Raw genomic sequence first — 23,483 nt, forward strand, 5'->3', positions numbered from 1 at the left:
TAAATACCATCGCATAATGCTTTCAGAGATGGTTTGATAGATACGGGCTAGCTCGGGTTGATCTTCCAATAACTGTAGATGGCGAGCCATCGTAGTTTGATCACCTCTTCGGGCGGGGCCGGTTTGAACTTCGGCGGGATGATCTGCTTCGAGCGCTTTACGTAGGGTCTCCTTTAAGATAGGCTTCATTAATTCGAAGTCCAGATTATGCTCGGCTAGTAAGTCTTTGGTGAGAGCCCAGAGATGATTGGGAAAGTTATTCGCTAATACGGCCGCCAAATGTAACTGTAGTCGCTCTTCGGAATTGACCAGATATACTTCATCACTAATGGTTCGGGCGATTTCGATCAACTGGTGCTCGATCTCTTCATTTTCTCCCTCAATACAGATGGGCACTTCCTTCCAATTCAGTGGTATCTTTTTATTAATACTTTGTAGGGGATAGAAAACGCCCGTGCGTAAGGGGACATCGCTGTGTACCCGCAGTAAGTTCTGTAAAACGGTTAATGATTTTGCCCCGGCTGTATGTACCACCAATGCCTCCTCCGGCCATACGATCTGTGGGATGATCTTTTCCAGAGCGTCATCGCTCGTTGTGAGCAGGAAGAGTTCGGCTTCGCTTTCAGCAAAGTTTAGTTCGTTCGTTGCTACGGCTATGGATAGTCGGTCGCTCAGTGCCTCAGCGTTCGGCAACTTTCGACTATAGATGGTAATGATGTCGTGTCCGGCCCCCTCTAATTCTACCGCAAGATGATGAGCTACGTTTCCGGCTCCAATCAGTGCGATTTTCATAGGTGTATATATAATAGGTTAGAAAAGCGTTGGTATTGCCTAAGCACTTAGTAGGGTTTTCAGTGACTGATACGCCCGTCCACTTTCCAGCGACTCCTTAGCCCGATCCAAGGCTTCCTCCAATGAAATATCCTGAGCGGCGTATAAAGCAGTCGCCGCATTGGCCAGTACTACCTGAGTTTGGGCTGGCGTTCCGCGATTCTCTAGAATGCGAACCAGCAGGTCGGCGGATTCCTGTAAATTGTTTCCACCCGCCAGACTTTCGGGTGTCCATTGGCTCAATCCCATTTCTTCGGGACTCACCTGGCGGGTTTCATGGTTGTTCATCAACAGAAAATTTCCCGTAAGCGATACTTCATCGTACCCATCGTAGGCATGTACAATCGCAAACCGTACACCAGCGGATCGCAGTACCCCCGCATACAATTCGGCGACATCAGGATTATACACGCCTGACAGCTGCCGCTGTACAAAGGCCGGATTCATCAAGGGTCCTAATAAATTAAAGAAAGTTTTGAATCCAAGCTCCCGGCGGACATTACCCACGTGCTTCATCGCCGGATGAAACAAGGGAGCATGCAAGTAGCAAATACCCGCCGATTCGAGTTGCCGTCGCAAGTGATCGTAATCGTTTGTAAACTGATACCCTAATCGCTCAATCACTGTTGAAGAACCGACCGAAGACGAAACACCGTGATTGCCGTGCTTGGCAACCTTCTGCCCTGCCCCGGCGACCACAAAAGCTGAAGTCGTAGAAATATTGAAGGTGTTTTTTCCGTCACCACCCGTACCGCATACGTCCATGGGTTCGAATTCCCGGAAATCGACGGCAACGCAAAGCTCCAGCATGGCCTGCCGGAATCCATTGAGTTCAGGAACGCTGAGTCCCTTAATCGCATAGGCCGTTAGAAAAGCAGCCGTTTGGGAGGGATTTACTTCACCCTGACCAATGGAGAGCAGAGCCTGATAGGCCTGTTCGGTAGTCAGGGCTTGTTGGTTTAACAATTGGGAAAGAAGCTCTTTCATGCGTAAGTTTTGGCTTATACTATATATATAGAAGGAGAACGGAGTGAATGATTTATTTCAACCAGTTACTCAACATTTCTTTTCCATATTCAGTTAGATACGCTTCGGGGTGAAACTGCACGCCACGAACATCGTATGTTGTATGAGCCTCGGCCAGTACAAAGCCATTTTCATCAACGGCAGTTACTTTCAATTCTTCGGGCATAGACTCGGGTACTACCGTCCAGGAATGGTACCGGCATACTTCAATGGATTCGGGCAAGCCCTGGAATAACTTCTCGGTTGTATCCGTGATTACACACTTGGTCGTTACGCCGTGCAGAACATCGCCCATGTTATGCAATTTCGCTCCAAAGGCTTCGCCGATGGCCTGATGGCCCAAACAAACGCCAAAGATGGATTTGGTAGGTGCGTATTCCCGAATCAAATCCAGCATAATCCCCGCTTCCTCAGGAATACCTGGACCAGGCGACAAAAGGATCTTATCGTACTGGGCTACTTCTTCGAGGGTAATCTTATCATTGCGAAAGACATCCACCTCGTGACCCATTTCCTTTAATAGATACACTAGGTTGTACACGAATGAATCGTAATTATCGAGTACTAATATTTTGTAAGGCATTTTTTGTTATTCGTTGTTGGTTGATTGTTGTTAGTCATCAACAATCAGCTGATTTTATAAACATTTGGCCCAATTAGCGTTCCCTTCACGCTAAACTCATAACTCTTCCGCCATTTCCATGGCTTTGCGTAGGGCGGCTAGTTTGCTGTGAATTTCCTGTAATTCGCTTTCCACGTTCGACTTTGCTACAACGCCCATACCGGCCTGATAAAACAGCGTATTGTTTTTACTAAGGAAGGTACGAATGGCGATGGCATGGTTGAAATCTCCGTTGAAGTTCAAATGACCGATGGCTCCCCCGTAGATACTCCGGTTGGTCGTTTCATAACGATTAATGATCGTCATGGCGTTGTGCTTGGGAGCACCGGACAGCGTACCCGCCGGAAAAGTATCCGCTACTAGTTGCAGGGGATTGGTACCCGCCGTCATCTTACCCACTACTTTCGAAACCAGGTGAATCACGTGACTATAGTATTGCACCTCCTTAAAAGTTTCCACCTGCACGGAATCACTGCTGCGACTTAGATCATTCCGGGCTAAATCCACCAGCATCACGTGTTCGGCGGATTCCTTCGGATCGGCCAGTAACTCACGGGCCAGTTCGGCGTCGCGTTCATCATCGCCCGTCCGGCGGAAGGTACCCGCGATGGGGTGAATCTCGGCCAGTCCATTTTTGATGAAAATCTGCTTTTCGGGCGAAGAGCCGAAAATATGGTACGTGCCGAAGTCGAAGTAAAATAGATACGGCGAAGGATTGATGGAACGCAGGGCTCGGTATACCTGGAAATCGTCGCCTTCAAACGTATGTGAAAAACGACGGGATGGCACAATCTGGAACACGTCCCCGCGTAAGCAGTGGCCAATGCATTTGTTGACGACTTCCCGCATTTCCTCATCCGTCCGATTGGTTTCCTCTTCGCCTTCCAGCTTAAACTTTCCCGAAGACGTTTTAGGCGTTTGAATCAAAAACTCCAGTTGACTTAAACCTTCCGTATTCTTGTTTTGCGTATCGCCATACTGGTGTTCAAAGAGGTACACTTCGTTTTTAAAGTGATTGAACACGATGACGTACCGATACACATAATAGACAATCTGCGGAATGGCTGACTCGGGGCTTTTGGGCTGAATTTCGATGTCTTCGAAGTATTCCACCGAATCATAGGTCATGTGGCCAAAGAGTCCGCCCGTTGGAAAGGGAAAGCCCGAGTTTTTTTCTTCAAAACAACCCGCAAAATTCCGCAGAGCGGCTACAGCGTCTTTCCGACGTTCGAGGGTAAACCGCTCGGTGGTACCGTCGGGAAATTTCTGCGTTACGACGTCTTCGTCCAGGATAAAGCTGGCGACGGGATCACAGCCAATAAAACTCATACTGTTCTGCATGGCGTGGTAATCGGCACTTTCCAGCAAAACGGTGTTCGGAAACTGACGCCGTAAGCGTTGATAGGCACTCACGGGCGTCAGCATATCGGCCAGCAAGCGGCGGTGATGGGTCGTAATTGAAAAGTTTTTCACAGTACGTTGATTCGTTATTCGCACGGGTGGGGAGACTGCCGCTCTACCAGCTAAACTACCTCCGTGTGAAGGTTACTAAGGGATTTAAACGCACAACGCCCACTGTTCGGCTGAACAGCGGGCGTTGTGGCTTGTGCTTATTGATTCGCTTACATGACGCAAAAAGAGGCTGTTCAACGGAGAGATCCCAGTTGCCACCACCAAGCTTTTGCGAATGAAACGTTCATAGTCAGATACATTAATTTCGACAAACTTAAAAACTATTTCAGAGTTTGGCTAAAGTATGGACATTTTTTTTGTAGTTCCGGTCAGCAAGCTGAATTTTGATTTTCAGAACTCCAATATGTATGCGTAGTCTCTTGTTTTTTTCCTGCCTTTTTTTGCTCCTGATGGGCTGTAAACCCAAACCCGACCTACAGGGATTCCCGGTAGATAAGTGGAAAGCCGATAAAGGCGGCTGTCAGGGTGTACGAAAGACCTTAGTACCGGATTTCAAGAAAATCCGGCAAATCCTGAAAGGCACTACTTCCAATGATTTCGTAGAAATTTTCGGTAAACCCGATATTAATCAAATTGCGGACCGCAATGAGGAGTACTACGTGTACTTCCTCGAAGCAGGTCCGCATTGTGAAGATATTACGAAACGATCAGAGGCGGCTTCCATAGCTATCCGGTTTTCTTCCGTAGGACTAGCCTCCGAGATTACTTTTCAGCAGGGTACGCCAGTGAAATAATACAGAAGGAGTAAATGATAGCATGAGTACATTTAGTTTTGGCTCCTCATGCTATCATTCACTCCTTCTATAATACTAATTACGATCCCAATGACCAGCCTGAGCGGTACTCGCGTTTTACGAACTGGTTGGCATCTTCGAAGTTCGTGATCCGCATGGATGGGCCATCCCAAAGTAGTTTCTTACGACCGGGATAGGCGAAACCTTTACCGTCGGCATTCGGCTTGCGAACGTTGTAGCTACGAATAGCTAGGTTACCCATCAGTACCGTTTCCGTCAGCGGACCGGAGTAATCAAACGAAGACGTTAACTTCTTGTGGGTTTCTGAGCCAAATCCTTCTTTACAGGCCCGTACCCAGGAAGTCTGGTGACCACTTTCAGGCATTTTCTGGATTTCCGTTTCCGTCCACTTGTACTTGGCCAGATCCTGCTCGCTCATCTTCTTTTTGTTGAAGTACAGCTTCGGTGCATGTCCGTAGGTTCCGCAGGTCATAATTCCTTTTGAACCCATCAGGATTACACCATTCGCACTGTCGGCATCCCCCAGGGGTTCATCTGCGGGAATCAAATCCGGGTGGAACGCCCGAATACCACCATCCGACCAGTACATGGTAACTTCTGATTTATTCTTTTTCGTTTCGGGGAATTTCAGCTGTACGGAGCTTGAGGGAGGACAACCTTCGGGAATGTATTCCGGCGTCCAGTCCTTCGTGAATACAGCACCTGCCGAACATTCTACTTCTGTTGGGTAACCCAGACCCAGTACGCGGAAAGCCGGGTCAATCAAATGGCAACCCATATCGCCCAGTGCTCCGGTACCAAAGTTCCACCAGCCCCGCCACTTGAAGGGGTGGTAGGCTGGCGTGTAATCTACGTACTGAGCCGGACCAATAAACTGATCCCAAGCCAGACCCTCAGGCATCTCGTGCTTGCCCGTAGGTACCGGAATACCTTGCGGCCATACCGGACGATTCGTCCAGATGTGTACTTCATTCACCGTACCAATCAAACCAGCGTTAAACCAGTTGACCATCTGCCAGCTACCCACGCTGGAAGCACCCTGGTTACCCATTTGCGACACGATTTTGTACTTCCGAGCCGCTTCAGTCATCATACGGGCTTCGTAAATATCGTGCGACAAGGGCTTCTGAACGTAGACGTGCTTACCCGCCTGCATGGCAGCCATGGCAATTACGGCGTGCGTGTTATCGGGCGTCGAGATGGTGATGGCATCAATGTTCTTGCCTTCTTTATCCAGCATTTCCCGGTAATTTTGGTAGCGTTTGGCATTCGGGAAACGCTTGACGGACTGAGCGGCTACATTCCAGTCTACATCGCAAAGAGCTACAACATTCTCAGCTCCATTGTTATAGGCATTCCAAATATCGCTAGATCCCTTTCCACCGGCCCCAATAGCGGCGAGGTTCAGTTTATCCGAAGGAGCGATAAATCCTTTTCCCAGCACGTGACGAGGGACAATGTAAAACGCGGCTGCCGACAGGGCTCCCTTTTTGAGAAACTCGCGGCGAGAGGGAGATTTTTTTTCCATAGTATGTGTACTGCGTGGGGTCCAGGACCCTAAAATGGTTAAAAGTTAAGCTAATGTAGACCACTTTTCGAGCAGAACTTTCGACTTGCGAATGCCCTCTTCTTCCGAAAGTTTATCGCCCTCGTACTCAATGCCGACAATACCCCGGAAGCCCGATTTTTTTACGATGTTCATGATTCGACTGTAATCCGTTTCTACGCAATCTCCTTTTTCGTCAAAATTGTAGACTTTCGCGGATACGCCTTTGGCAAAGGGCATGAGTTCTTCCGTACCCTTGTAGCGGTCGTACTCTTCTTCGCATTCGAAGTAATTGCCCGCTTTATGTTTCATACAGAAGTTACCGAAGTCCGGAAGGGTACCGCAGTTTTTCAAGTTTACGCCCTTCATGACGTCGCTCAGCCACTGACCGTTGGAGGAGTATCCACCGTGATTTTCGACAATGACATTGATACCCGTTTTAGCGGCAAACTCGCTGAGTTGGTGTAAGCCCTCGATGGCGTTTTTCTTCACCTCTTCGGCCGTACCTTCACCCGCGGCGTTTACCCGGATGGTTTTGCAGCCGAGAAACTTGGCGGCGTCCACCCATTTGTAGTGATTTTCGACGGCCTTTTTGCGTTTGGCGGCGTCTTTATCGCCCAGGTTTCCTTCGCCATCGCACATGATCAGGTGATTTTTTACCCCATTGTCTTTGCAACGCTGCAGTAATTCCTTTAGATAAGCGGTGTCATTGGCTTTATCCATGAAAAACTGATTGACGTATTCGACGATGCTGATGCCAAACTCCTTTTTAGCCATGACCGGAAAGTCGAGATTGGTCATTTTTTTAGAGCGTAAGGCCCGATGCAGGGACCACTCCGCCAGGGAGATTTCAAAGAAGGGCTTTTTGGCCGCCGTTTCGGCCCACGCATCCATCGTTGAGGAAGCGGCAGTAGTAGCTACAGCTGCGAAGCCCAGGTTCCGTAAGAAGGAACGTCGGTTTTGATGCATATAGAAAAGGTTTAGAGCAAACGGCTTATTCGGGATGAAAAATAAAGAAGTTTTCCGGAATTGTAATGCGTTGGCGATAAAACGGAAAGAAATGCCGACCACTGGATTGCGTCTGACAGCTTGCGCTGGCCCATTCTCATCCGAAATTCTAAATTTCCGTTTCACAAGCCCGCAGAACCAATCAAATTATACTTATTTTTGAAGGCTGAATCTAGGTATAAAATATTCACTTTCAGATTCTTGGATCATTTTGTATTTATCCGGGAAAAGGAATTTTTACAGTCTTTAGGAGGTTTTATCAAAAGATAAAGCAAGTTCTGAAAACTGTTTATTCACAAACTTGTTCTTACTAGAGAAATGAGCAGTACCGCTAGTACGCTGCCGCCACGGGCAACGAAATTCAAGAAAATGAAGTCGTTTCAAATCCCCGATACATTTAAGAGTCCTATCATTGGTGCGATTAAGGAATTTCGTCGCAAACAGGATAAGATGAAGAAAGACTTCACACCGACGCTGCTCGATTTCGGCCCGGTGCGGTTTCTTATTGCCCGTCACTTTGGATTCTGCTATGGCGTTGAAAATGCAGTAGAAACGGCGTACCAGATTATCGCGAACTATCCCTCCAAGCATATTTATCTCCTGAGCGAAATGATTCATAACCCGGAAGTGAACCGGGATTTACAGAGTCAAGGCGTTCAATTTATCATGGATACATCCGGTCGGCAGCTGATTCCCTGGGAATCGCTTACCGCCGACGATATTGTGATCATTCCGGCGTTTGGTACTACGCTGGAGATTCAGGCGAAACTAGCCGCAATTGGTATTCAGACCGAACAATACGATACGACCTGTCCTTTTGTGGAGAAAGTCTGGAAGCGGGCTTCCTCCATCGGACAAAGCGATTATACCGTAGTCATTCACGGCAAACCAGCCCACGAAGAAACACGGGCTACGTTTTCGCACGCTCGTCAGAATGCTCCGACGGTTGTGGTAAAGGATATGAAGGAAGCCGAGCAACTGGCTTTGTACATTCGTCAGCAAAAACCAGCCGAGCTTTTTTACGAAGAATTTAAGGATCAGTACTCGGAAGGATTTGATGTTCGTCGCGACTTACAACGCATTGGTGTAGTCAATCAGACGACTATGCTGGCCTCGGATACGCAGGCCATTGCTGACCACCTACGGCAGGTGATGATTGAAACCTATCCGGGTGATGATGCGACGGCTCACTTTGCCGATACCCGAGATACCCTTTGTTACGCAACGAATGATAATCAGTCGGCTACTTATGGCTTACTGGCAGAGCAGGCTGATCTGTGCGTAGTCGCGGGGGGGTACAATTCCTCGAACACATCGCACCTGGTTGAATTGTGCGAGCAAAAGCTACCGACCTATTTTATTGAAAATGCGGCGAAGCTTCTAAATACTACACTCGTTCGTCATTACGATCTGCACGAAAAAACGGAGAAAGTTTCTGAAAACTATTTACCAACGCATAGGCCCGCTACGATTATGCTCACCTGCGGAGCTTCGTGTCCGGACAAGGTAGTAGAAGATATTCTGTTGCGGCTGCTTTCCTTTTTTCCGGAAGCCCAGACGATTAATGCAGCCATGGAAGCATTTGCATAGATTTTTTAGCGTACTCTATTTTGATTATCCTTCTGAGTACAAAAAAACGAGCCGGTTATCCGACTCGTTTTTTTGTGGGTACTATTTCATTAACGTACTGCTTTTCAGCTTTATATCGGTCAGTTTTCGCTTCGTATCCAGCGTAAAGTCGCCCTGCATCATCCAGTCGTAGTAGCTGGGTTCTCGCTTAAATACTTCGAGTACGGGTTTGCCCGTATGCTTACCAAAGTTAAAGACGACTACGCCTTCGTTATTGTATTTCATCCGCTGGGCGAAGTCAACGAATTGTCCGGATGTCAACTCGTGCAGAGCATCCATGTCATTTTTGACCGGAATCCAGGTTTCGTCTTTATTCTTTTCCACTTCCACCCCTTCGTAGCGTTTGATCATGCAGTCGAGTACTTCCAGCGTAGCCAGTGTATCTGCCTCGGCAGAGTGAGCGTGTTCAAGTTTCTTGCCACAGTAGAACTTATAGGCTGCCGACAGGTTACGCGGTTCCATCATGTGATAGATACGTTGAGCGTCGATCAGGCGACGGTTCTTCGTATCAAAATCAATACCCACCCGCAGAAACTCCTCGACCAGCATGGGTACATCGAACTTATTAGAGTTAAAGCCCGCCAGGTCACACCCTTCCAGAAATTGAGCCAGTGATTTAGCCAGTTGCTTGAATTGGGGTTTATCTGCGACATCTTCATCGTAAATTCCGTGAATCAGGCTCGTCTCCAGCGGAATAGGCATGCCCGGATTGACTTTTTCGGTACGCACCTGCACCGATCCATCAGGCATGGCTTTAGCGATGGAAATTTCTACAATACGATCCCGTATCAGATTGATGCCGGTGGTTTCCAGATCAAAAAAAGCGAGCGGCTTACGGAGTTTCAGACTATGTTGCACGGTGTTCCTCAATTACTGACAAATACAAAAATACATTAATTTCCCGGGATATAGACTTTTGCTCCCTTTATGAACATCCCTGAGAATGAAAACGTCAGCTCCGGACGTCTGTTAATTTTGTATTAAATAATTTGCAGTTTTTCTAGTCACGAAAAAAAATAGTATCTTCGTCCGGCAAATAAGAATAGCACCGTTATTTGCCATGTTGGACTCCTCCAAGTTTCTTTTTGAAGCACTTACCTACGATGATGTGCTTCTGCTGCCCGCTTATTCGGAAGTTCTCCCCCGCGAAACTCGCACCGAATCATACCTTACGAAAAACATACGCCTGAACGTTCCTTTAGTTTCCGCTGCCATGGACACGGTTACTGAATCGGAAATGGCCATTGCGATGGCTCAGGAAGGTGGTCTTGGCATTATTCACAAGAACATGTCCATTGATCGTCAGGCGGAAGAAGTGCGGAAGGTGAAGCGTTCTGAATCCGGAATGATCCTGGACCCCGTAACCCTCTCAGAAGGCGATACACTAGCGGATGCTCACCGGCTGATGCGGGAAAATAAAATTGGCGGGATTCCCGTCGTTGATACCGAAGGTAAACTGATCGGTATTCTTACTAATCGCGATATTCGTTTCCAAACCAAATTAAGCCAGCCCGTTACCGAGATCATGACGAAGGATAAACTCGTCACGGCTCGTGAAGGTATTGATTTACAGGCCGCGGAAGCCGTATTGCAGGAGCACCGGATTGAAAAACTTCCCATTGTTGATGATTCGAATAAACTCGTAGGGCTGATTACCTACAAGGATATTCTCAAGAAGAAAAATCACCCCAATGCCTGCAAAGATTCCCGTGGACGTCTGCGGGTGGGTGCGGCCGTTGGCGTAACCCCCGATTTGCTGGATCGCGTAGCCGCTCTGGTCAAAGCTGGTGTAGACGTGATTAGTATTGATACAGCTCACGGCCACTCACTGGGTGTAATCAACGCGTTGAAATCAGTAAAAGCGTCGTTCCCTAATCTGGATGTGATTGTGGGTAACGTGGCTACCGGCGAAGGTGCCAAAGCCCTGGCCGATGCCGGAGCAGATGCGGTAAAGGTAGGCGTTGGCCCCGGATCGATCTGTACTACTCGCGTGATTGCGGGCGTAGGGATGCCTCAGCTTTCTGCCGTATATGAAGCAGCGAAAGCCGTAGCTGGTACGGGTGTTCCCATCATTGCCGATGGCGGTATTCGTTACTCCGGTGATATTGTAAAAGCCATTGCCGGTGGAGCCAGCTCGATCATGATGGGTTCCTTATTAGCAGGCACGGATGAGGCTCCGGGTGAAATCATCATTGCCGAAGGTCGCCGTTTCAAGAGCTACCGCGGTATGGGTTCCGTAGAAGCCATGGAAGAAGGATCGAAAGACCGCTATTTCCAGGATGCTGAAGACGACATCAAGAAGCTGGTACCCGAAGGTATCGTAGGGCGTATTTCGTACAAAGGCCGTGTAGGTGATATTCTGTACCAAATGGTCGGTGGACTCAAAGCGGGTATGGGTTACTGCGGTTCCCGCGATATTGAAGCGCTTCAGGCAGCTAAATTCGTGAAGATTACGGCAGCTGGTGTTCGCGAAAGCCACCCCCACGATGTAGTAATCTCGAAAGAGGCCCCGAACTATAGCGTGAAATAAATTTAATTGTGGTTGATGGTTAGTTCTTGTTAGAAGAAGTCCTTAGAAACCATTAGCTTTCGGTAATTAGAAGTCAAAAGAAAAAGGTCGCCTGTTGAGCGACCTTTTTCTTTTGAGCTACTAGAATGATTTGGGAACCAACTAACAACGATCAACCCATAACCATCAACTAAATGCTACTTTTTCCGGAAGAACATCGTTAGTGGTACGCCTTCGAAGCCGAAGTGAGCCCGGAATTTGTTTTCCAGGAAACGTTCGTAACTCTCTTTGATATACTGGGGATAGTTACAGAACAATACAAACGTCGGACTTGGCGTTGGTAATTGCGTCAGATACTTAATCTTCACGTATTTACCATTGATTGCTGGTGGCGGATACGCTTCAATCTCGGGTAGGATCACGTCGTTCAGTTGTGAAGTAGCAATCCGGCGGCGACGCTCTTCGTATACTTCCTTCACTTTTTCCACGACTTTGAAAATCCGTAGTTTATCCACGACCGAAGTAAAGACAATGGGAGCATAATCAATAGGAGCCAGTCGCTGACGAAGTTCTTTTTCCCAGGCAGGAGCCGTTTTCGAATCCTTCTCAATCAAATCCCACTTATTGATCATCAGTACGATACCCTTCTTCGCCCGGTGTGCCATCCCGATAATGTTCATATCCTGAGCTTCCAGTCCCCGTTCCGCATCCAGAATAATGATGGCAACGTCGCACTCATCCAGAGCCCGCATGGACCGCAGCGTTGAGTAAAACTCAATGTTATCGTTGACGCGAGCTTTCCGCCGCATCCCTGCTGTATCCGTAATGATGAAGTCGTTTCCGTACAGGGAATATCGGGTGTGAATCGCATCACGCGTCGTACCGGCAATGTCGGTTACAATACTCCGTTCCCGGCCCAGAATGGCATTGAGAAACGAAGATTTTCCTACGTTCGGCCGACCCAAAATGGCAACCCGGGGAATACCCGCTTCCGGATCTTCTACGCCTTCGTCCTCAAAGTGAGAAACAATGGCATCCATCAGGTCACCCGTGTTATTCCCGTTTTCTGCTGAAATTGGATACGGATCGCCTAAGCCTAACGCATAAAACTCAGCCGCTGCGTGCATTTTATCCGTTGTATCGGCCTTGTTGGCAACTAAAACAACGGGTTTTTTAGAGCGACGTAATACATTAGCGAAATCTTCATCCAGACCCGTCAATCCCGTAATACAATCTACCACGAATACTACAACGGTAGCTTCGTCCATGGCGATCTGTACCTGTTCGCGAATGGCTTCCTCGAAAATATCTTCCGAGCCAACCACATAACCGCCCGTATCAATCACGGTGAAGTACTTACCCGTCCAATCGCCATACCCATAATGGCGGTCGCGGGTTACCCCCGAGACGTTGTCCATGATGGCTTTCTTCTGCTCAATGATCCGGTTAAAAAGCGTGGATTTTCCCACATTGGGACGCCCCACAATGGCTACAATATTTGACATGATGTGTTAGGAGCTTTCACCTCTCACAGGCTACGACTCCGTTAAGAGACCAGCCGTTTCTCGGCTGCGTCGGTTTACGGATGGAGCAATGGTATCCACGAACGGCTCACGACAAACGGTTTCCCGCCTACCCTCGCTCACCCAACGAATCCGGTATAAAAGGAGTCGTTCGCAGCCATTACTCTTGAATGTACCCAAACTCGCGGAGCTTGTTGGCTTTACTTCGCCAGTCGGGCTCCACACGAATGTAGGTTTCCAGGTGAATTTGTTTTCCAAAAAAGGCTTCCATTTCCTGCCGGGATTCAATCCCCACTTTCTTGATGGAAGCTCCCTTATGCCCCAGCAGAATAGCCCGCTGGCTGCTTCGCTCTACGTAGATTTCTGCCAGAATGCGGATGATATTTTCTTCTTCTTTGAAAGAAGTAATCACTACTTCCGTACTATAAGGAATTTCTTTTTTGTAATTCAGAAAAATCTTCTCGCGAACGATTTCAGCCGCAAAAAAGCGTTCGGGCCGATCCGTCAGCGATTCCTTGTCAAAGAAGGGCGGATGCACTGGAATAGCCTTGATGATGAGGCTAAACAACTCTTCCAAGCCCGTCTTATGCAAAGCAGAGATGGGTAGAATGGTCTGCGTGGCGAAACGGTTCCGCCAATGGGCGATTTTTTCCTCGACCTGTTCCTGCGTTGCCAGATCTACTTTATTGATTAGCAGAATCACGGGCGTATCCTGAATACGCGTCAGTTTATCGATGACATCGTCTTCGTCGTACTGCTCAAAAATATCCGTCACGAAAAGAATCACATCCGCGTCTTCCAGCGAGCCGCGTACGAAATTCATCATCGACTGGTGTAATTGATACTGAGGCTTGATGATTCCCGGGGTATCTGAGTACACCAGTTGGAAAGGGACCTCATCGTGTACCCCATTGACGATCCCCATGATCCGATGACGGGTCGTTTGGGCTTTTGACGTTATGATCGAAAGCCGCTCGCCTACCAGGGCATTCATCAGGGTTGATTTACCCACGTTGGGTTTCCCGACAATGCTGACGTATCCCGTTTTATGATTATCCATGTAACAAAATCAAAACTATAAAAAATATTTTTCAGCTTAGCTGACTGATAATCAGTTAAACTAAAAAAATAAATGGGTACTCCAATCTGTTTTTTTTACAAAGGTATTGATTTTAACGGAAAGTGCCGTATATTTGCAGTCCAATAACACACCGCGGGATGGAGCAGTTGGCAGCTCGTTGGGCTCATAACCCAAAGGTCACAGGTTCGAGTCCTGTTCCCGCTACAAAAAGCCGTTCGCATCTGGGCGGCTTTCTTTTTAGGGTCTCGTCGTACAACGGATAGTATGTAAGCCTCCGGAGCTTGAGATTTAGGTTCGATTCCTAACGAGACCACCACATAAAACACCTGCTCAACTCGAAATTGAGCAGGTGTTTTTCTTTTGAGCCTCTTATCCAACGAAAAGCCCTGCCAGATTGCTCTGTCAGGGCTTTTCCGTTATCATTCATTTATAATCTACTTCAAAAACGGCAACTTCACTACCACCGCCTTCAAATACTTATTGCGAATGTTAATATAGATTTCGGTGCCTACTTTGCTGTATTCCGTTTGTACGTAGCCCATCCCGATTCCTTTGTTCAGACTGGGCGATTGTGTACCAGACGTTACTTCACCGATGATCTGACCGGCGGCTGTCATGATTTCGTAGTGCTGCCGTGGAATACCCCGATCAATCATCTCGAAACCTACCAGCTTACGGGTAACACCGTTTTCTTTCAGCTTCTTGTGAAAATCGCTGTACGTAAATTCTTTGTTGAATTTCGTAATCCAGCCCAGGCCTGCTTCAATGGGTGAGGTACTGTCGTCGATGTCGTGACCGTACAGACAATAGCCCATTTCAGTACGCAGCGTATCACGGGCTCCCAAGCCAACGGGTACAATCTCGAATTCGGCACCAGCTTCCATGATGGCATTCCACATGGCTACTGCCTGGTCGTTAGGTACGTATACTTCCATGCCACCCGCTCCGGTATAACCTGTAGTTGCGATGAGAATGTTTTCGATTCCCGCGACAGTACCTTCCTTGAAGGAATAGTAAGGCATTTCTTCCAGATTCAGATCCGTTAGTTTCTGCATCGTTGCTACGCCCTTGGGGCCTTGTACAGCAAACAGGCTGTATTCATCCGATACATTCTCAAGCTCGGCTCCCTCGGTGTTATGTTGCTGAAACCAGTTCCAGTCTTTTTCGATATTCGAAGCGTTCACTACCACAAAGTAGTCTTCTTCTTTCCGACGGTAGATCAACAAATCATCTACGATACCACCCATGTTGTTGGTCAGACATGAGTACTGGACTTTACCATCATACAAAGCGGCAACATCATTGGTGGTAATCCGTTGCAGTAAATCCAGAGCTTTGGCTCCTCGTACCCGGAATTCACCCATGTGCGAAACGTCGAAAATCCCGACGGAATTTCGTACCGCCAGGTGTTCCTGAATTAAACCGGAATAGGAAACGGGCATTTCAAACCCGGCAAAGGGTACGATTTTGGCTCCTAAAGCTACGTGTACGTCGTGTAACGGAATTTGACGAAGTGAATCTGACATTAGAAAGAATACATTAGTATGAGCAAAAATAGTGGAAATTGAAACGCTCCCCACGTTTTTTGTTCTCAAAAGAAAATATATCCTCTCCTAGCCTACTAACAGAGCCGAAGCTTCCCAAAGATTGGTTCGTAGGGCTTCTGCTTTGGACTGGGTATCGGGGTCCGCAATACGGATCGTCCGTACGCCTGCTTTATGACCCGCCTGAATGTCACGTTCCTGATCACCAATCATCCAGGACTGGGTTGGATCAATGTGATATTTGGCGATGGCTTTTTCAAGCATCAAGGAATCGGGCTTCCGTAACAGCGAATTGCTGCTATAATCTGGGTGATGGGGACAGAAATACAGGGCATCAATTAAATGCCCGCATCTTTCCTGTAAGTGTTCATGACACTTCATGACATCTTCCCGCTTGTATAATCCTTTGGCAATACCAGCCTGATTCGTAACCACAATGAGTAGATAACCAGCACCTTTTAATCGCTCCAGTGCCTTGATGGTATCGTCCGTTATAACGAGTTCATCCACGCAGTATAGATAGCTCGGGCTATCCTGGTTTAATACACCATCCCGATCTAAAAAGACGCACTTATTCATAGGTTGATCAATGTTTTTTACGTAGGCGAAATCAATAAATAGAATTATGCTTATATAATATTGTACAAATAAGCAAAAAAACCATCAGTTTGTTCGTCTGGTCGAGGTATTTTTAAAATTATTACAAAAAAAACCTGCCAACTTAAACGGCTGGCAGGCTGGGATTGTTGCTTGTTTATTTCACTAGAATCGGAATAGGGGTCGCGTACTGAAGGGAATACGACTGAGCATCAGTAGTAAAGCGATACCGAAGAAAATAAGGGAGGATTTATGCTTGACCAGATCCGAAGTCGCTTTCTTTGCTTTGCTATATCCAATGTGCACCAAAGCCAGCGCAACAATCATGATAGCAATGTGCTCAACCGCGTAATAGCGAATGCCTGATTCTTTCATCGGATTAAGCCCTTCCGTTTGAAAAGCCGCTAATCCAACCGGACTCAATCCCAAATAGAGTACTAAACCTACCAGTAACTGGACGTCGCAGGAGATCATAAAAAACAAACCCGCTTTGCGATCCGCATCGGTATACAGACTTTGGGAGGATACACCCCGAGCCGACCGGGCCAGGGTTAATACGGCCAGAATCAGCACCACCCAGCGAAGCCAGGAGTGAATAGATAAAAAGACAGTGTAAGCAGCTTCCATTTCGTATGCGTCGTTTATAGTTTGTCAGTGTTGGGCGACCCCACGCAGGGCGGTCCATTGGACAGGCAAACAAACAGCCCAAGCGGCACATCACCAAACGATACGGGCTTAATCAGATCGAAAAATCGTAATTTCCGGGCACCTAGCCCCTTTACGCTCCGTTACCGTTCATTCCAGAAAACGCTAAGTCCATCTTTCCCAGCTGTAATGAGTTCCGGATAGCCATCTTTATTCAAATCCTGTACGACCATATAGATACCCGTTCCTTTGGTTTCCCCGAAAGGTCCAAACGTGATGATATCCTTCTCGAATTTGCTACCGTTCCACGTGAAGTAGTACATGCCGTAGGGATCGGCAGCTCCTGGATCATTCTCATTATGAGCCCGGTATCGCTTACCTGTAATCAGCTCGGGTTTACCATCGCCCGTAATGTCCCGCCAGTGCATTTCGTGAAACTGCGAATGTTCTGAATCAATCGAGCGTTTTTCCCAAATGTGCCGCTCACCGTCCATCTTGTGTTCATACCAGTCGAGCCCATAGTCATGGGCTTGCCCCACAATGAGGTCGTTCCGCCCATCACCATTTACATCTACTACCAGAATGGGTACACTGGCCGACCCCAGCTTGAAATCGGGGTGAAAGGTCCAGGCTTGCTCAAAAGGTTTGGCGGGAGCCTCCAGCCAGCCGTCGGATAAAATAAAATCCCCTCTCCCATCGCCGTTCACATCGCCGAAACCCAATCCGTGGCCCTGTACTTCGTAAATTACGTGACGAGTGAAGGTCTTTTTACCCCGGTTAAAGCGATATACCTTCAATGCCTGACTCGGGTTGTTCGGAACGATTTCCAGCGTACCATCCCCATCAATGTCCCAGGCTCGGGTCGTTTCTACGTTGCCACAACTGTCAATGACATGTTCGGGCCACTGCTGATCCGATTTACCGGGGTTTTCCCGCCAGCGAATCGACTTGCCCCACCAGCCGCCGGTAATAAAATCCATACGGCCGTCTCCGTTTACGTCGTAAGGTATGGTTGAGAAATCATCGTAGTATTCACCTTCGGTTTTTACCTCGCCGATGAAATGACGCTTTTTAAATTCTGGACCTTCATACCACCAGGCCCCCGAGACCAAATCAGGCTTCTTATCGCCATTGACGTCGAAAACGCCGACCGACTCATAGCGTTCTGCGGCAATTTTCTGTTCACGAAATTTTCCTTTATCTGGATAAAAGATCATGACGACCAGGATAAACATTCCTCCAATAACCGTTCGCATAGGCAGCTGTATGATGAATGAATCTAGCCTTTAAAAATCTGTACTACGCCTCTTAGTTGACCTCCAAAGCGTTCTTATCCGGCAGTCGGGGAAATGCCGCATGCGGTTCGGTCTGGTACCAGAAAATGGTACTTGCTACGTCGGAATTTTGCTGAAGATACCGACCCTCACTCCGCCAGCCCAGGTCCTGAATCGTCACTTTCAGGTCCTTTTCAAAACGGATCGGATCCGTTAGATGCCAGCGGTATAGCCCAAACCGTTGCTGGGATTTATAGGTCCCATCGGGGCGAATTACCTGGGGAAGACCCGCGTAAGCCGTTGAGAATTCGACGTACTTGCCCGCCCGGTCGAAATTGTAACTTCCACAGAAATAATCCTCCGTACCCGTACCGGCAATGGTGGGAAACGCTTTATCTCCGTCCATGTAGAACTTGATTTCTCCTTCACCCCACCAGCCGGTATTATGTACGCCCCAGGCCAGATATGTGCCTACGTACTGCCCTTTTCCTTTGATACCATCGACAAGCGTAATGACCTGCTCCGTTGGATGACCATTCGCCCGGCGGAACTGAGCGTGGAAATACGCCGCATCGTCGGGTACGTCCGTTAGTGTATAATCGACCTGATAGTAGAGTCGCATCTCACGCTCGTCGAGATTTTCCATCGTAATCCGGCATTTCTTTCGAAAAGGCATGGGCCAGTAACAGTTAAAAGCACTGCCCGGATTAACCGTAACGGCCAATGAATTGAGCGGAGCGTATTCACCCCAGCCCATGCCGAAGAAATCGCCCACCGGTACTTCCACGGAGGGCGTCGTTTCATCATCCCAATACAAACGAAGGATACTAAATCGCCAGTTACCCGTAGGCGTCATCCAAATGTGCTGAATTTGGCCCGAACCTGTAATTTCGGCCAGGGTGAACACCTGCTTTGGTCGAATGATAACAAAGGGGTTGACTTTCCAGCCCCGCCCCAAATCGCGGGCTTCGCGACGGGCATTGGCCTGATTGGGCCGTCGGTCGGAGGTATCCGCCATGGCACCCTTGCCACGTTCACCCGTAAAGTTTTCGGGACTGATGGATCGAGATTGAGCGTTGGAAAGGCGATACAGATTAGATAAACCGACGTCCAGACCATTCCAGGGTTTCGTTTGAGCCTGCGTCAGGATACAGGTCAGCCAGACCATTAGTACAAGCCAATACTTTTTCATAGTAAAGTAAGAAGAGGTTATAATCGAAAGGTCGTGAATCCTCCCCTTACTCGCAATGATGGATTACTGTAAGCAGCAAAAAGGCCTGCCGTGATTGCGGCAGGCCTTTTCTTTATTTTCCGAACTGGTACAGGGCTCGAATTCGTAAGCCTACGGGTGTCTGCTCCTTTCGATACGAACAATTTTCCAAGGATGGAGCCAGATACGCTTCCGTCTGTACGACCAGATGATTCCAGCGTTTTTCAATGCCTACGCCCACATTAACATTGTTTACTACGGGCTCCTTAGGCTTGAAATCGATCTGATTTTTCGCAAAAGGAAATTCGTTCTTGAATACATCAAATTGCAGTTGCTGCGTCACTTTCAGATCCAGCGTACTGCCGGCCATTGCCAGTAAAGTCCAATCCTGTTCCAGCGGAACCCGGTAATTCAGTTCAATAGGCATTCGTACGACCGAAGCCTGCGTTTGGATATTTTTGATTTTAAATAGCTGCGGCGGCAGGATGATCTTATGCTCTTTTCTGAAATTTCGGGGAGGCTGATTTTTTTTGTGATCCCATTCGAATTCATCCCGGTATCGGGGTCCTTCTACCGTTCCCCAGCTTAAGCCTAGTGAAAGGCCCCAGTGTTTGCCTACGATTACGCCCGCGGCCAGTGATTTCCCAAGAAAGTTCTTTTCTATGTCCACACCTGCACCAGCTCGCAAAGCTACCGTACTTTCTTGGGGAAGTCGTAGTTTGGGTGCTTTCGCTACCTTTTCCGTTTTCTCCGTAGTCGGTACGTAATTCGTCCATTTATAATTTTTCCTCGTTGCTACAGGCGAGTGCAACGGAGGTAAGGTAACGTCAAAGGTTAACCGGGGCCGCAGTCGGGCAGCTTCCACCAAATTTTGACGATTTTCAGCTATACTTTCAACGGGTTCTTTTGATCCTTTTTTCTCAGTACCCGTTAATTCATTTCCGTAATCACTTGGAAATGTTTCCCGAGTCGAGCTTCGTTTCGTTTTTCCGGACGAGTTTGGTGTACGAACAAAGGACGGATGCTCGATACCCAAGGTCATAACATCCGCACGAGCACCTTCTGTCTGGTTACGCAGAGGTTGGTTAGAACGGATGATTTTACCGGAAGCGGTACGCATCGACTCCGTAGTACGAACATCAGTGGCAACCGCTTCACGCTGCTGCCGGTTTTCTTTAAACGAAGTAGGATCTACATCGGTCGTTTCCTTTTCCTGCGATCCAGAAGCAGGCCGGGTTTGGGAATGAGTTATCGTAGCCTCATTTGTTTTCTTCGTAATGTTGGTTTTCACCTCATTTTCAGCGTAGTCAGAAACGGCTGGACCAGCAGGGGCGTTAGCAGAAGGTATAAATGAATCATAGGCTGGAGTCTGAACAGCCGCCGATTCTGACCGCTGCATTTCTTTCGTTTGTTGAACTTCTTTTCTTAACTCTGCTACCGTCTGGGTAAGCTTTTTATTTTCCTGATACTGAATGATATTGGTCACAATGAGCAGCGTAGCTACTAAACCAGAAGCTCCGTAGCCAATCCACTTAGCTCCGCTCCGGACCCACCACGAAGCAGGCATCTGTTGTTTGGTAAACGTCTGAAACTTCGCCCACTCCTGTTCCTGGAATGGCGGTTCGATTCCCTCCAACTTTCGTCGGATGGCTTCATTGAAACGATCCGTTTTCATTGTAAAGATGTATTTCCCCAATTTCGCTGAGCGACGTGGGGATACGATTCAATAACCAGTTGCTGAAGGATCACGCGAGCCCGGGCAAAATGCGAGCGTACGGTTCCTTCCTTTAAATTCAGTTGATCCGCGATTTCACGAAGCTGGTACCCATCCACCACGTGCATGAGAAAAATAGAGCGATAAATAGGTCTGAGTTGTTGAACCAGTTCTAAAATTTCCTCCGCCGCAATCTGTTCGACTACGTCATCATCCAGAGCCGGTTCCGGAAAAGATTCAAAGCCAATTTCGCTATGAAATTTCTGATGTTTTCGGAAATAGCTAATGGCCGAATTGACCATGATGGTCCGTAACCAGGCTTTGAAAGGCAATTGCAAATCGTAATGATGCAGGTTTTTGAAAACCTTGAAAAACCCTTCGTTTAAAATTTCCTCTGCTTCCTCTACGCTCGATGAGTACCGTAAACAAATGCTTTTGGCATAACTGAAATACTGTTGGAAAAGCACCCGCTGGGCCCGCTTGTCTTCTAACAAACAGGCCTGAATAACCCCTTCGAGGTCATCATCAGTGAAGGATGATTTTTTCCGGAAAAACAAAATCAGCTAATAGTTAAGGTTCTTCAATGGATCTGTACGCGAAGGATTGTCTGGCCGTTGCAACCAACCGATAAAATTCTCCTAAAAAATAATCTCGACTCTTTCCGCTCTACAAATTTTACTGATTTTCAATAAGCTACACTTAATGTATCCTTAAAATAACGTGATCCTTTTTCCTGACTGCAACGCAGTAGAGGCATTCGGCGTACTAAGTAGATATGGGAAGCATACCCACCCTAAAACTTACGGTATAGACCTGATTAGTAAAACGCTGGCTCTTGAGTAGTCATCAGTACCCGCTAATTTTCATCCAAACGCACACCTGTAGGGAAATGTTCTCACCCGAATCATCTAAGTCTAAACATAAATCTTTGATAGAATTAGACACGCCTCAAAGTCAGCATTCGCTGGGAGCGTGGATACTTGAAGCCTTAATTATTAGTATAAGCATTTTTATCGCCTATCTAGTATTCTAACAATCAATATCTTATACAAAGAAAAGCCCCTCGTTCCCAGAAGGATCGAGGGGTCCGTATAGTTAATGTGACTCCACCGCCTTGGTGTCACGTTACTGAATTTGTATCAACAATAAAGCTTCAGGTCGCCACCTCCGCCTTATTGTTGATACAAAGTTGAACGTTAACCACGACTAATTTTTATATCTTCGATGGATAGTAACATTTACAGTTTTTTTGGATATAATTAAACCTTTATCGGTATTAACTACTAATACCCTACGGTAAAGCGTTTTTGGGAAAACTGTTGGTTTTCAAGTTCATCCACAATTGCTACGGCTAAATCAGCCACTGTGATTCGGCTTTCTCCTTTTTCATCCGCAACGGGTATATCCAGTTCCGTGCGGTACTGACCCGTCCGTTCACCCGGAACCAGTTGAATAGCCGGACTTAGGAAAGTCCAGTCCAACGTTTCTTCTTTCTTAATGACATTCAGAAAATCGCGGGCAGCCGTTGCTCCTGCTTTCCAGTCCGCTGGAAACTGAGGCGTATCTACCAATTGCAGGCCCGGAGCGGCGTATAAACTTCCGGCTCCACCTACTACGAGTAAACGGGGTACACCCGCAGCTTTCGTACCGTCGAGAATGGCCTGTGATCCTTTCAGAAAGTCATCGTACAGATTAGGGTTTGTCCAACCCGCATTAAAGGCACTTACTACGGCGTCGGTTCCAGCCACAAGTTGCTGTACTTCCGCTGAATCCATTACATCCCCCGTCTTGAGGATGAGATCATCTGAAGTATTCGTAATTTTTTCGAGGTTACGAGCAATCGCCGTTACTTGGTGTCCCCGGTTCAAAGCTTCCGACAATACGGCTGTTCCGACAAAACCGCTTGCTCCAATCAGTGCAATTTTCATAGCAATTAGTTATTTTTGTTTCCTTAGTTACTTTTAATAACTCAAAAGTAAATCAAGGGTTTTTACGTAACAAGAAGGCATTTTTCAATAACTAAGGCACATGACAGTAACTATTGTTGATAGTCAGGCAACTCCTGTTCAGGAAAAGATAGAAAAAATTTTCAGCAAGACCGACGATTTAGGAGTATGCCCCGTTCGCGGTATTCTGGATCGCATTGGCGACAAGTGGTCTTACCTAACCATCATACACTTAGGCAATTCAGGTAAGCTCCGTTTTAATGAATTGAAAGCTCAGATTGGTGATATTTCGCAGCGAATGTTGACGGTTACGCTGCGAAGTCTGGAGGAAGATGGACTGGTTCAGCGTCATATCTACGCCGAAGTTCCGCCCCGGGTGGAATATCAGCTTACGGCTTTGGGCGAAAGCTTACTCCAACGCATGATTGATCTGGCCGAATGGGCCAATATGTATAAGGCAGAAATTGTAAAGGCCCGCAGTCGGTATTCGAAGAATTAGGGACTCATGTACAATAACGGCTCGGAAATCTTAAGACTTCCGAGCCGTTTC

At 47.5% G+C, this 23,483-nt stretch carries 21 protein-coding genes and 2 tRNA genes (1 of these 23 cut by a window edge); 6 read left to right on the top strand and 17 right to left on the bottom strand.

The window, feature by feature from the left end; genetic code table 11:
- The 4 genes from C5O19_RS23635 to C5O19_RS23650 form a co-directional block, all read right to left on the bottom strand.
- A protein-coding gene (locus C5O19_RS23635) for a Rossmann-like and DUF2520 domain-containing protein (protein ID WP_104715852.1) crosses the window boundary here: on the bottom strand, positions 1-792 show its 5' portion. The gene continues 3 nt to the left of window position 1, outside the view; 792 of the gene's 795 nt are visible here — the first part of the coding sequence; it begins with the start codon at positions 790-792; its stop codon lies beyond the left edge, outside the window.
- 39 nt (positions 793-831) lie between these two features.
- Positions 832-1,818 carry an anthranilate phosphoribosyltransferase gene (trpD, locus tag C5O19_RS23640; protein WP_104715853.1) on the bottom strand — a complete coding sequence of 329 codons (987 nt, stop codon included), beginning with the start codon at positions 1,816-1,818 and terminating at the stop codon, positions 832-834.
- Between the two features lie 52 nt (positions 1,819-1,870).
- Positions 1,871-2,440: an anthranilate synthase component II gene (locus tag C5O19_RS23645; protein ID WP_094808302.1), complete on the bottom strand. Its 570-nt coding sequence runs from the start codon at positions 2,438-2,440 to the stop codon at positions 1,871-1,873.
- A 96-nt stretch (positions 2,441-2,536) separates the two neighbouring features.
- Positions 2,537-3,952: an anthranilate synthase component I family protein gene (locus C5O19_RS23650; protein ID WP_243406497.1), complete on the bottom strand. Its 1,416-nt coding sequence runs from the start codon at positions 3,950-3,952 to the stop codon at positions 2,537-2,539.
- A 347-nt stretch (positions 3,953-4,299) separates the two neighbouring features.
- Here C5O19_RS23650 and C5O19_RS23655 point away from each other — a divergent pair, with 347 nt between their 5' ends.
- Positions 4,300-4,686, top strand: a complete 387-nt coding sequence (locus C5O19_RS23655) for a hypothetical protein (protein WP_104715854.1) — start codon at positions 4,300-4,302, stop codon at positions 4,684-4,686.
- A gap of 79 nt (positions 4,687-4,765) precedes the next feature.
- On the opposite strand, the gene C5O19_RS23660 is transcribed toward C5O19_RS23655, so the two are convergent.
- Both C5O19_RS23660 and C5O19_RS23665 read right to left on the bottom strand, forming a co-directional pair.
- Positions 4,766-6,235, bottom strand: coding sequence for a Gfo/Idh/MocA family protein (locus C5O19_RS23660; RefSeq protein ID WP_104715855.1), 1,470 nt, complete (start codon positions 6,233-6,235; stop codon positions 4,766-4,768).
- 45 nt (positions 6,236-6,280) lie between these two features.
- The gene (locus C5O19_RS23665) at positions 6,281-7,222 is read right to left on the bottom strand and encodes a sugar phosphate isomerase/epimerase family protein (RefSeq protein WP_094808299.1); all 942 of its coding nucleotides are present in this window, start codon (positions 7,220-7,222) and stop codon (positions 6,281-6,283) included.
- 357 nt (positions 7,223-7,579) lie between these two features.
- On the opposite strand from C5O19_RS23665, the gene C5O19_RS23670 reads away from it, so the two are divergent.
- The gene (locus tag C5O19_RS23670; RefSeq protein ID WP_104715856.1) at positions 7,580-8,851 is read left to right on the top strand and encodes a 4-hydroxy-3-methylbut-2-enyl diphosphate reductase; all 1,272 of its coding nucleotides are present in this window, start codon (positions 7,580-7,582) and stop codon (positions 8,849-8,851) included.
- 81 nt (positions 8,852-8,932) lie between these two features.
- Here C5O19_RS23670 and C5O19_RS23675 read toward each other — a convergent pair whose 3' ends face one another.
- Positions 8,933-9,748 (bottom strand): 3'-5' exonuclease, encoded by an 816-nt coding sequence (locus tag C5O19_RS23675; protein WP_094808297.1) that lies wholly within the window; start codon positions 9,746-9,748, stop codon positions 8,933-8,935.
- Between the two features lie 202 nt (positions 9,749-9,950).
- Here C5O19_RS23675 and guaB point away from each other — a divergent pair, with 202 nt between their 5' ends.
- Positions 9,951-11,420 (top strand): IMP dehydrogenase, encoded by a 1,470-nt coding sequence (guaB, locus tag C5O19_RS23680; RefSeq protein ID WP_094808296.1) that lies wholly within the window; start codon positions 9,951-9,953, stop codon positions 11,418-11,420.
- Between the two features lie 176 nt (positions 11,421-11,596).
- On the opposite strand, the gene der is transcribed toward guaB, so the two are convergent.
- Both der and era read right to left on the bottom strand, forming a co-directional pair.
- Positions 11,597-12,904: a ribosome biogenesis GTPase Der gene (gene der / locus C5O19_RS23685; RefSeq protein WP_104715857.1), complete on the bottom strand. Its 1,308-nt coding sequence runs from the start codon at positions 12,902-12,904 to the stop codon at positions 11,597-11,599.
- 178 nt (positions 12,905-13,082) lie between these two features.
- Positions 13,083-13,982, bottom strand: coding sequence for a GTPase Era (gene era, locus C5O19_RS23690; RefSeq protein ID WP_102202280.1), 900 nt, complete (start codon positions 13,980-13,982; stop codon positions 13,083-13,085).
- A gap of 152 nt (positions 13,983-14,134) precedes the next feature.
- Between era and C5O19_RS23695 the strand changes: the two genes are divergently transcribed.
- Positions 14,135-14,207 (top strand) — tRNA-Met (locus C5O19_RS23695).
- 37 nt (positions 14,208-14,244) lie between these two features.
- A tRNA-Arg gene (locus tag C5O19_RS23700) sits at positions 14,245-14,319 on the top strand.
- Positions 14,320-14,437: 118 nt separating this feature from the next.
- On the opposite strand, the gene gcvT is transcribed toward C5O19_RS23700, so the two are convergent.
- The 8 genes from gcvT to C5O19_RS23740 all read right to left on the bottom strand — a co-directional run bounded on the left by gcvT (position 14,438) and on the right by C5O19_RS23740 (position 22,915).
- On the bottom strand, positions 14,438-15,529 hold the full coding sequence (gene gcvT, locus C5O19_RS23705) for a glycine cleavage system aminomethyltransferase GcvT (RefSeq protein WP_104715858.1): 1,092 nt from the start codon (positions 15,527-15,529) through the stop codon (positions 14,438-14,440).
- 87 nt (positions 15,530-15,616) lie between these two features.
- Positions 15,617-16,126, bottom strand: coding sequence for a D-glycero-alpha-D-manno-heptose-1,7-bisphosphate 7-phosphatase (locus tag C5O19_RS23710; RefSeq protein WP_104715859.1), 510 nt, complete (start codon positions 16,124-16,126; stop codon positions 15,617-15,619).
- Positions 16,127-16,309: 183 nt separating this feature from the next.
- Positions 16,310-16,771, bottom strand: a complete 462-nt coding sequence (locus C5O19_RS23715) for a hypothetical protein (protein ID WP_104715860.1) — start codon at positions 16,769-16,771, stop codon at positions 16,310-16,312.
- A gap of 161 nt (positions 16,772-16,932) precedes the next feature.
- Entirely contained in the window at positions 16,933-18,045 is a 1,113-nt protein-coding gene (locus C5O19_RS23720) for an FG-GAP repeat domain-containing protein (RefSeq protein ID WP_104715861.1), read from the bottom strand.
- A gap of 52 nt (positions 18,046-18,097) precedes the next feature.
- Positions 18,098-19,255: a glycoside hydrolase family 172 protein gene (locus C5O19_RS23725; RefSeq protein WP_104715862.1), complete on the bottom strand. Its 1,158-nt coding sequence runs from the start codon at positions 19,253-19,255 to the stop codon at positions 18,098-18,100.
- A 112-nt stretch (positions 19,256-19,367) separates the two neighbouring features.
- Positions 19,368-20,948 (bottom strand): hypothetical protein, encoded by a 1,581-nt coding sequence (locus tag C5O19_RS23730; RefSeq protein WP_104715863.1) that lies wholly within the window; start codon positions 20,946-20,948, stop codon positions 19,368-19,370.
- On the bottom strand, positions 20,945-21,544 hold the full coding sequence (locus tag C5O19_RS23735) for an RNA polymerase sigma factor (protein WP_104715864.1): 600 nt from the start codon (positions 21,542-21,544) through the stop codon (positions 20,945-20,947). Before C5O19_RS23735 ends, C5O19_RS23730 begins: the two co-directional genes overlap by 4 nt.
- 726 nt (positions 21,545-22,270) lie before the next feature.
- Positions 22,271-22,915 (bottom strand): NAD(P)-dependent oxidoreductase, encoded by a 645-nt coding sequence (locus C5O19_RS23740; RefSeq protein WP_104715865.1) that lies wholly within the window; start codon positions 22,913-22,915, stop codon positions 22,271-22,273.
- Positions 22,916-23,015: 100 nt separating this feature from the next.
- Between C5O19_RS23740 and C5O19_RS23745 the strand changes: the two genes are divergently transcribed.
- Positions 23,016-23,432, top strand: a complete 417-nt coding sequence (locus C5O19_RS23745) for a winged helix-turn-helix transcriptional regulator (RefSeq protein ID WP_104715866.1) — start codon at positions 23,016-23,018, stop codon at positions 23,430-23,432.
- The last annotated feature ends 51 nt before the right edge of the window (positions 23,433-23,483 follow it).

The sequence above is a fragment of the Siphonobacter curvatus genome (assembly GCF_002943425.1).
Classification (GTDB): domain Bacteria; phylum Bacteroidota; class Bacteroidia; order Cytophagales; family Spirosomataceae; genus Siphonobacter; species Siphonobacter curvatus.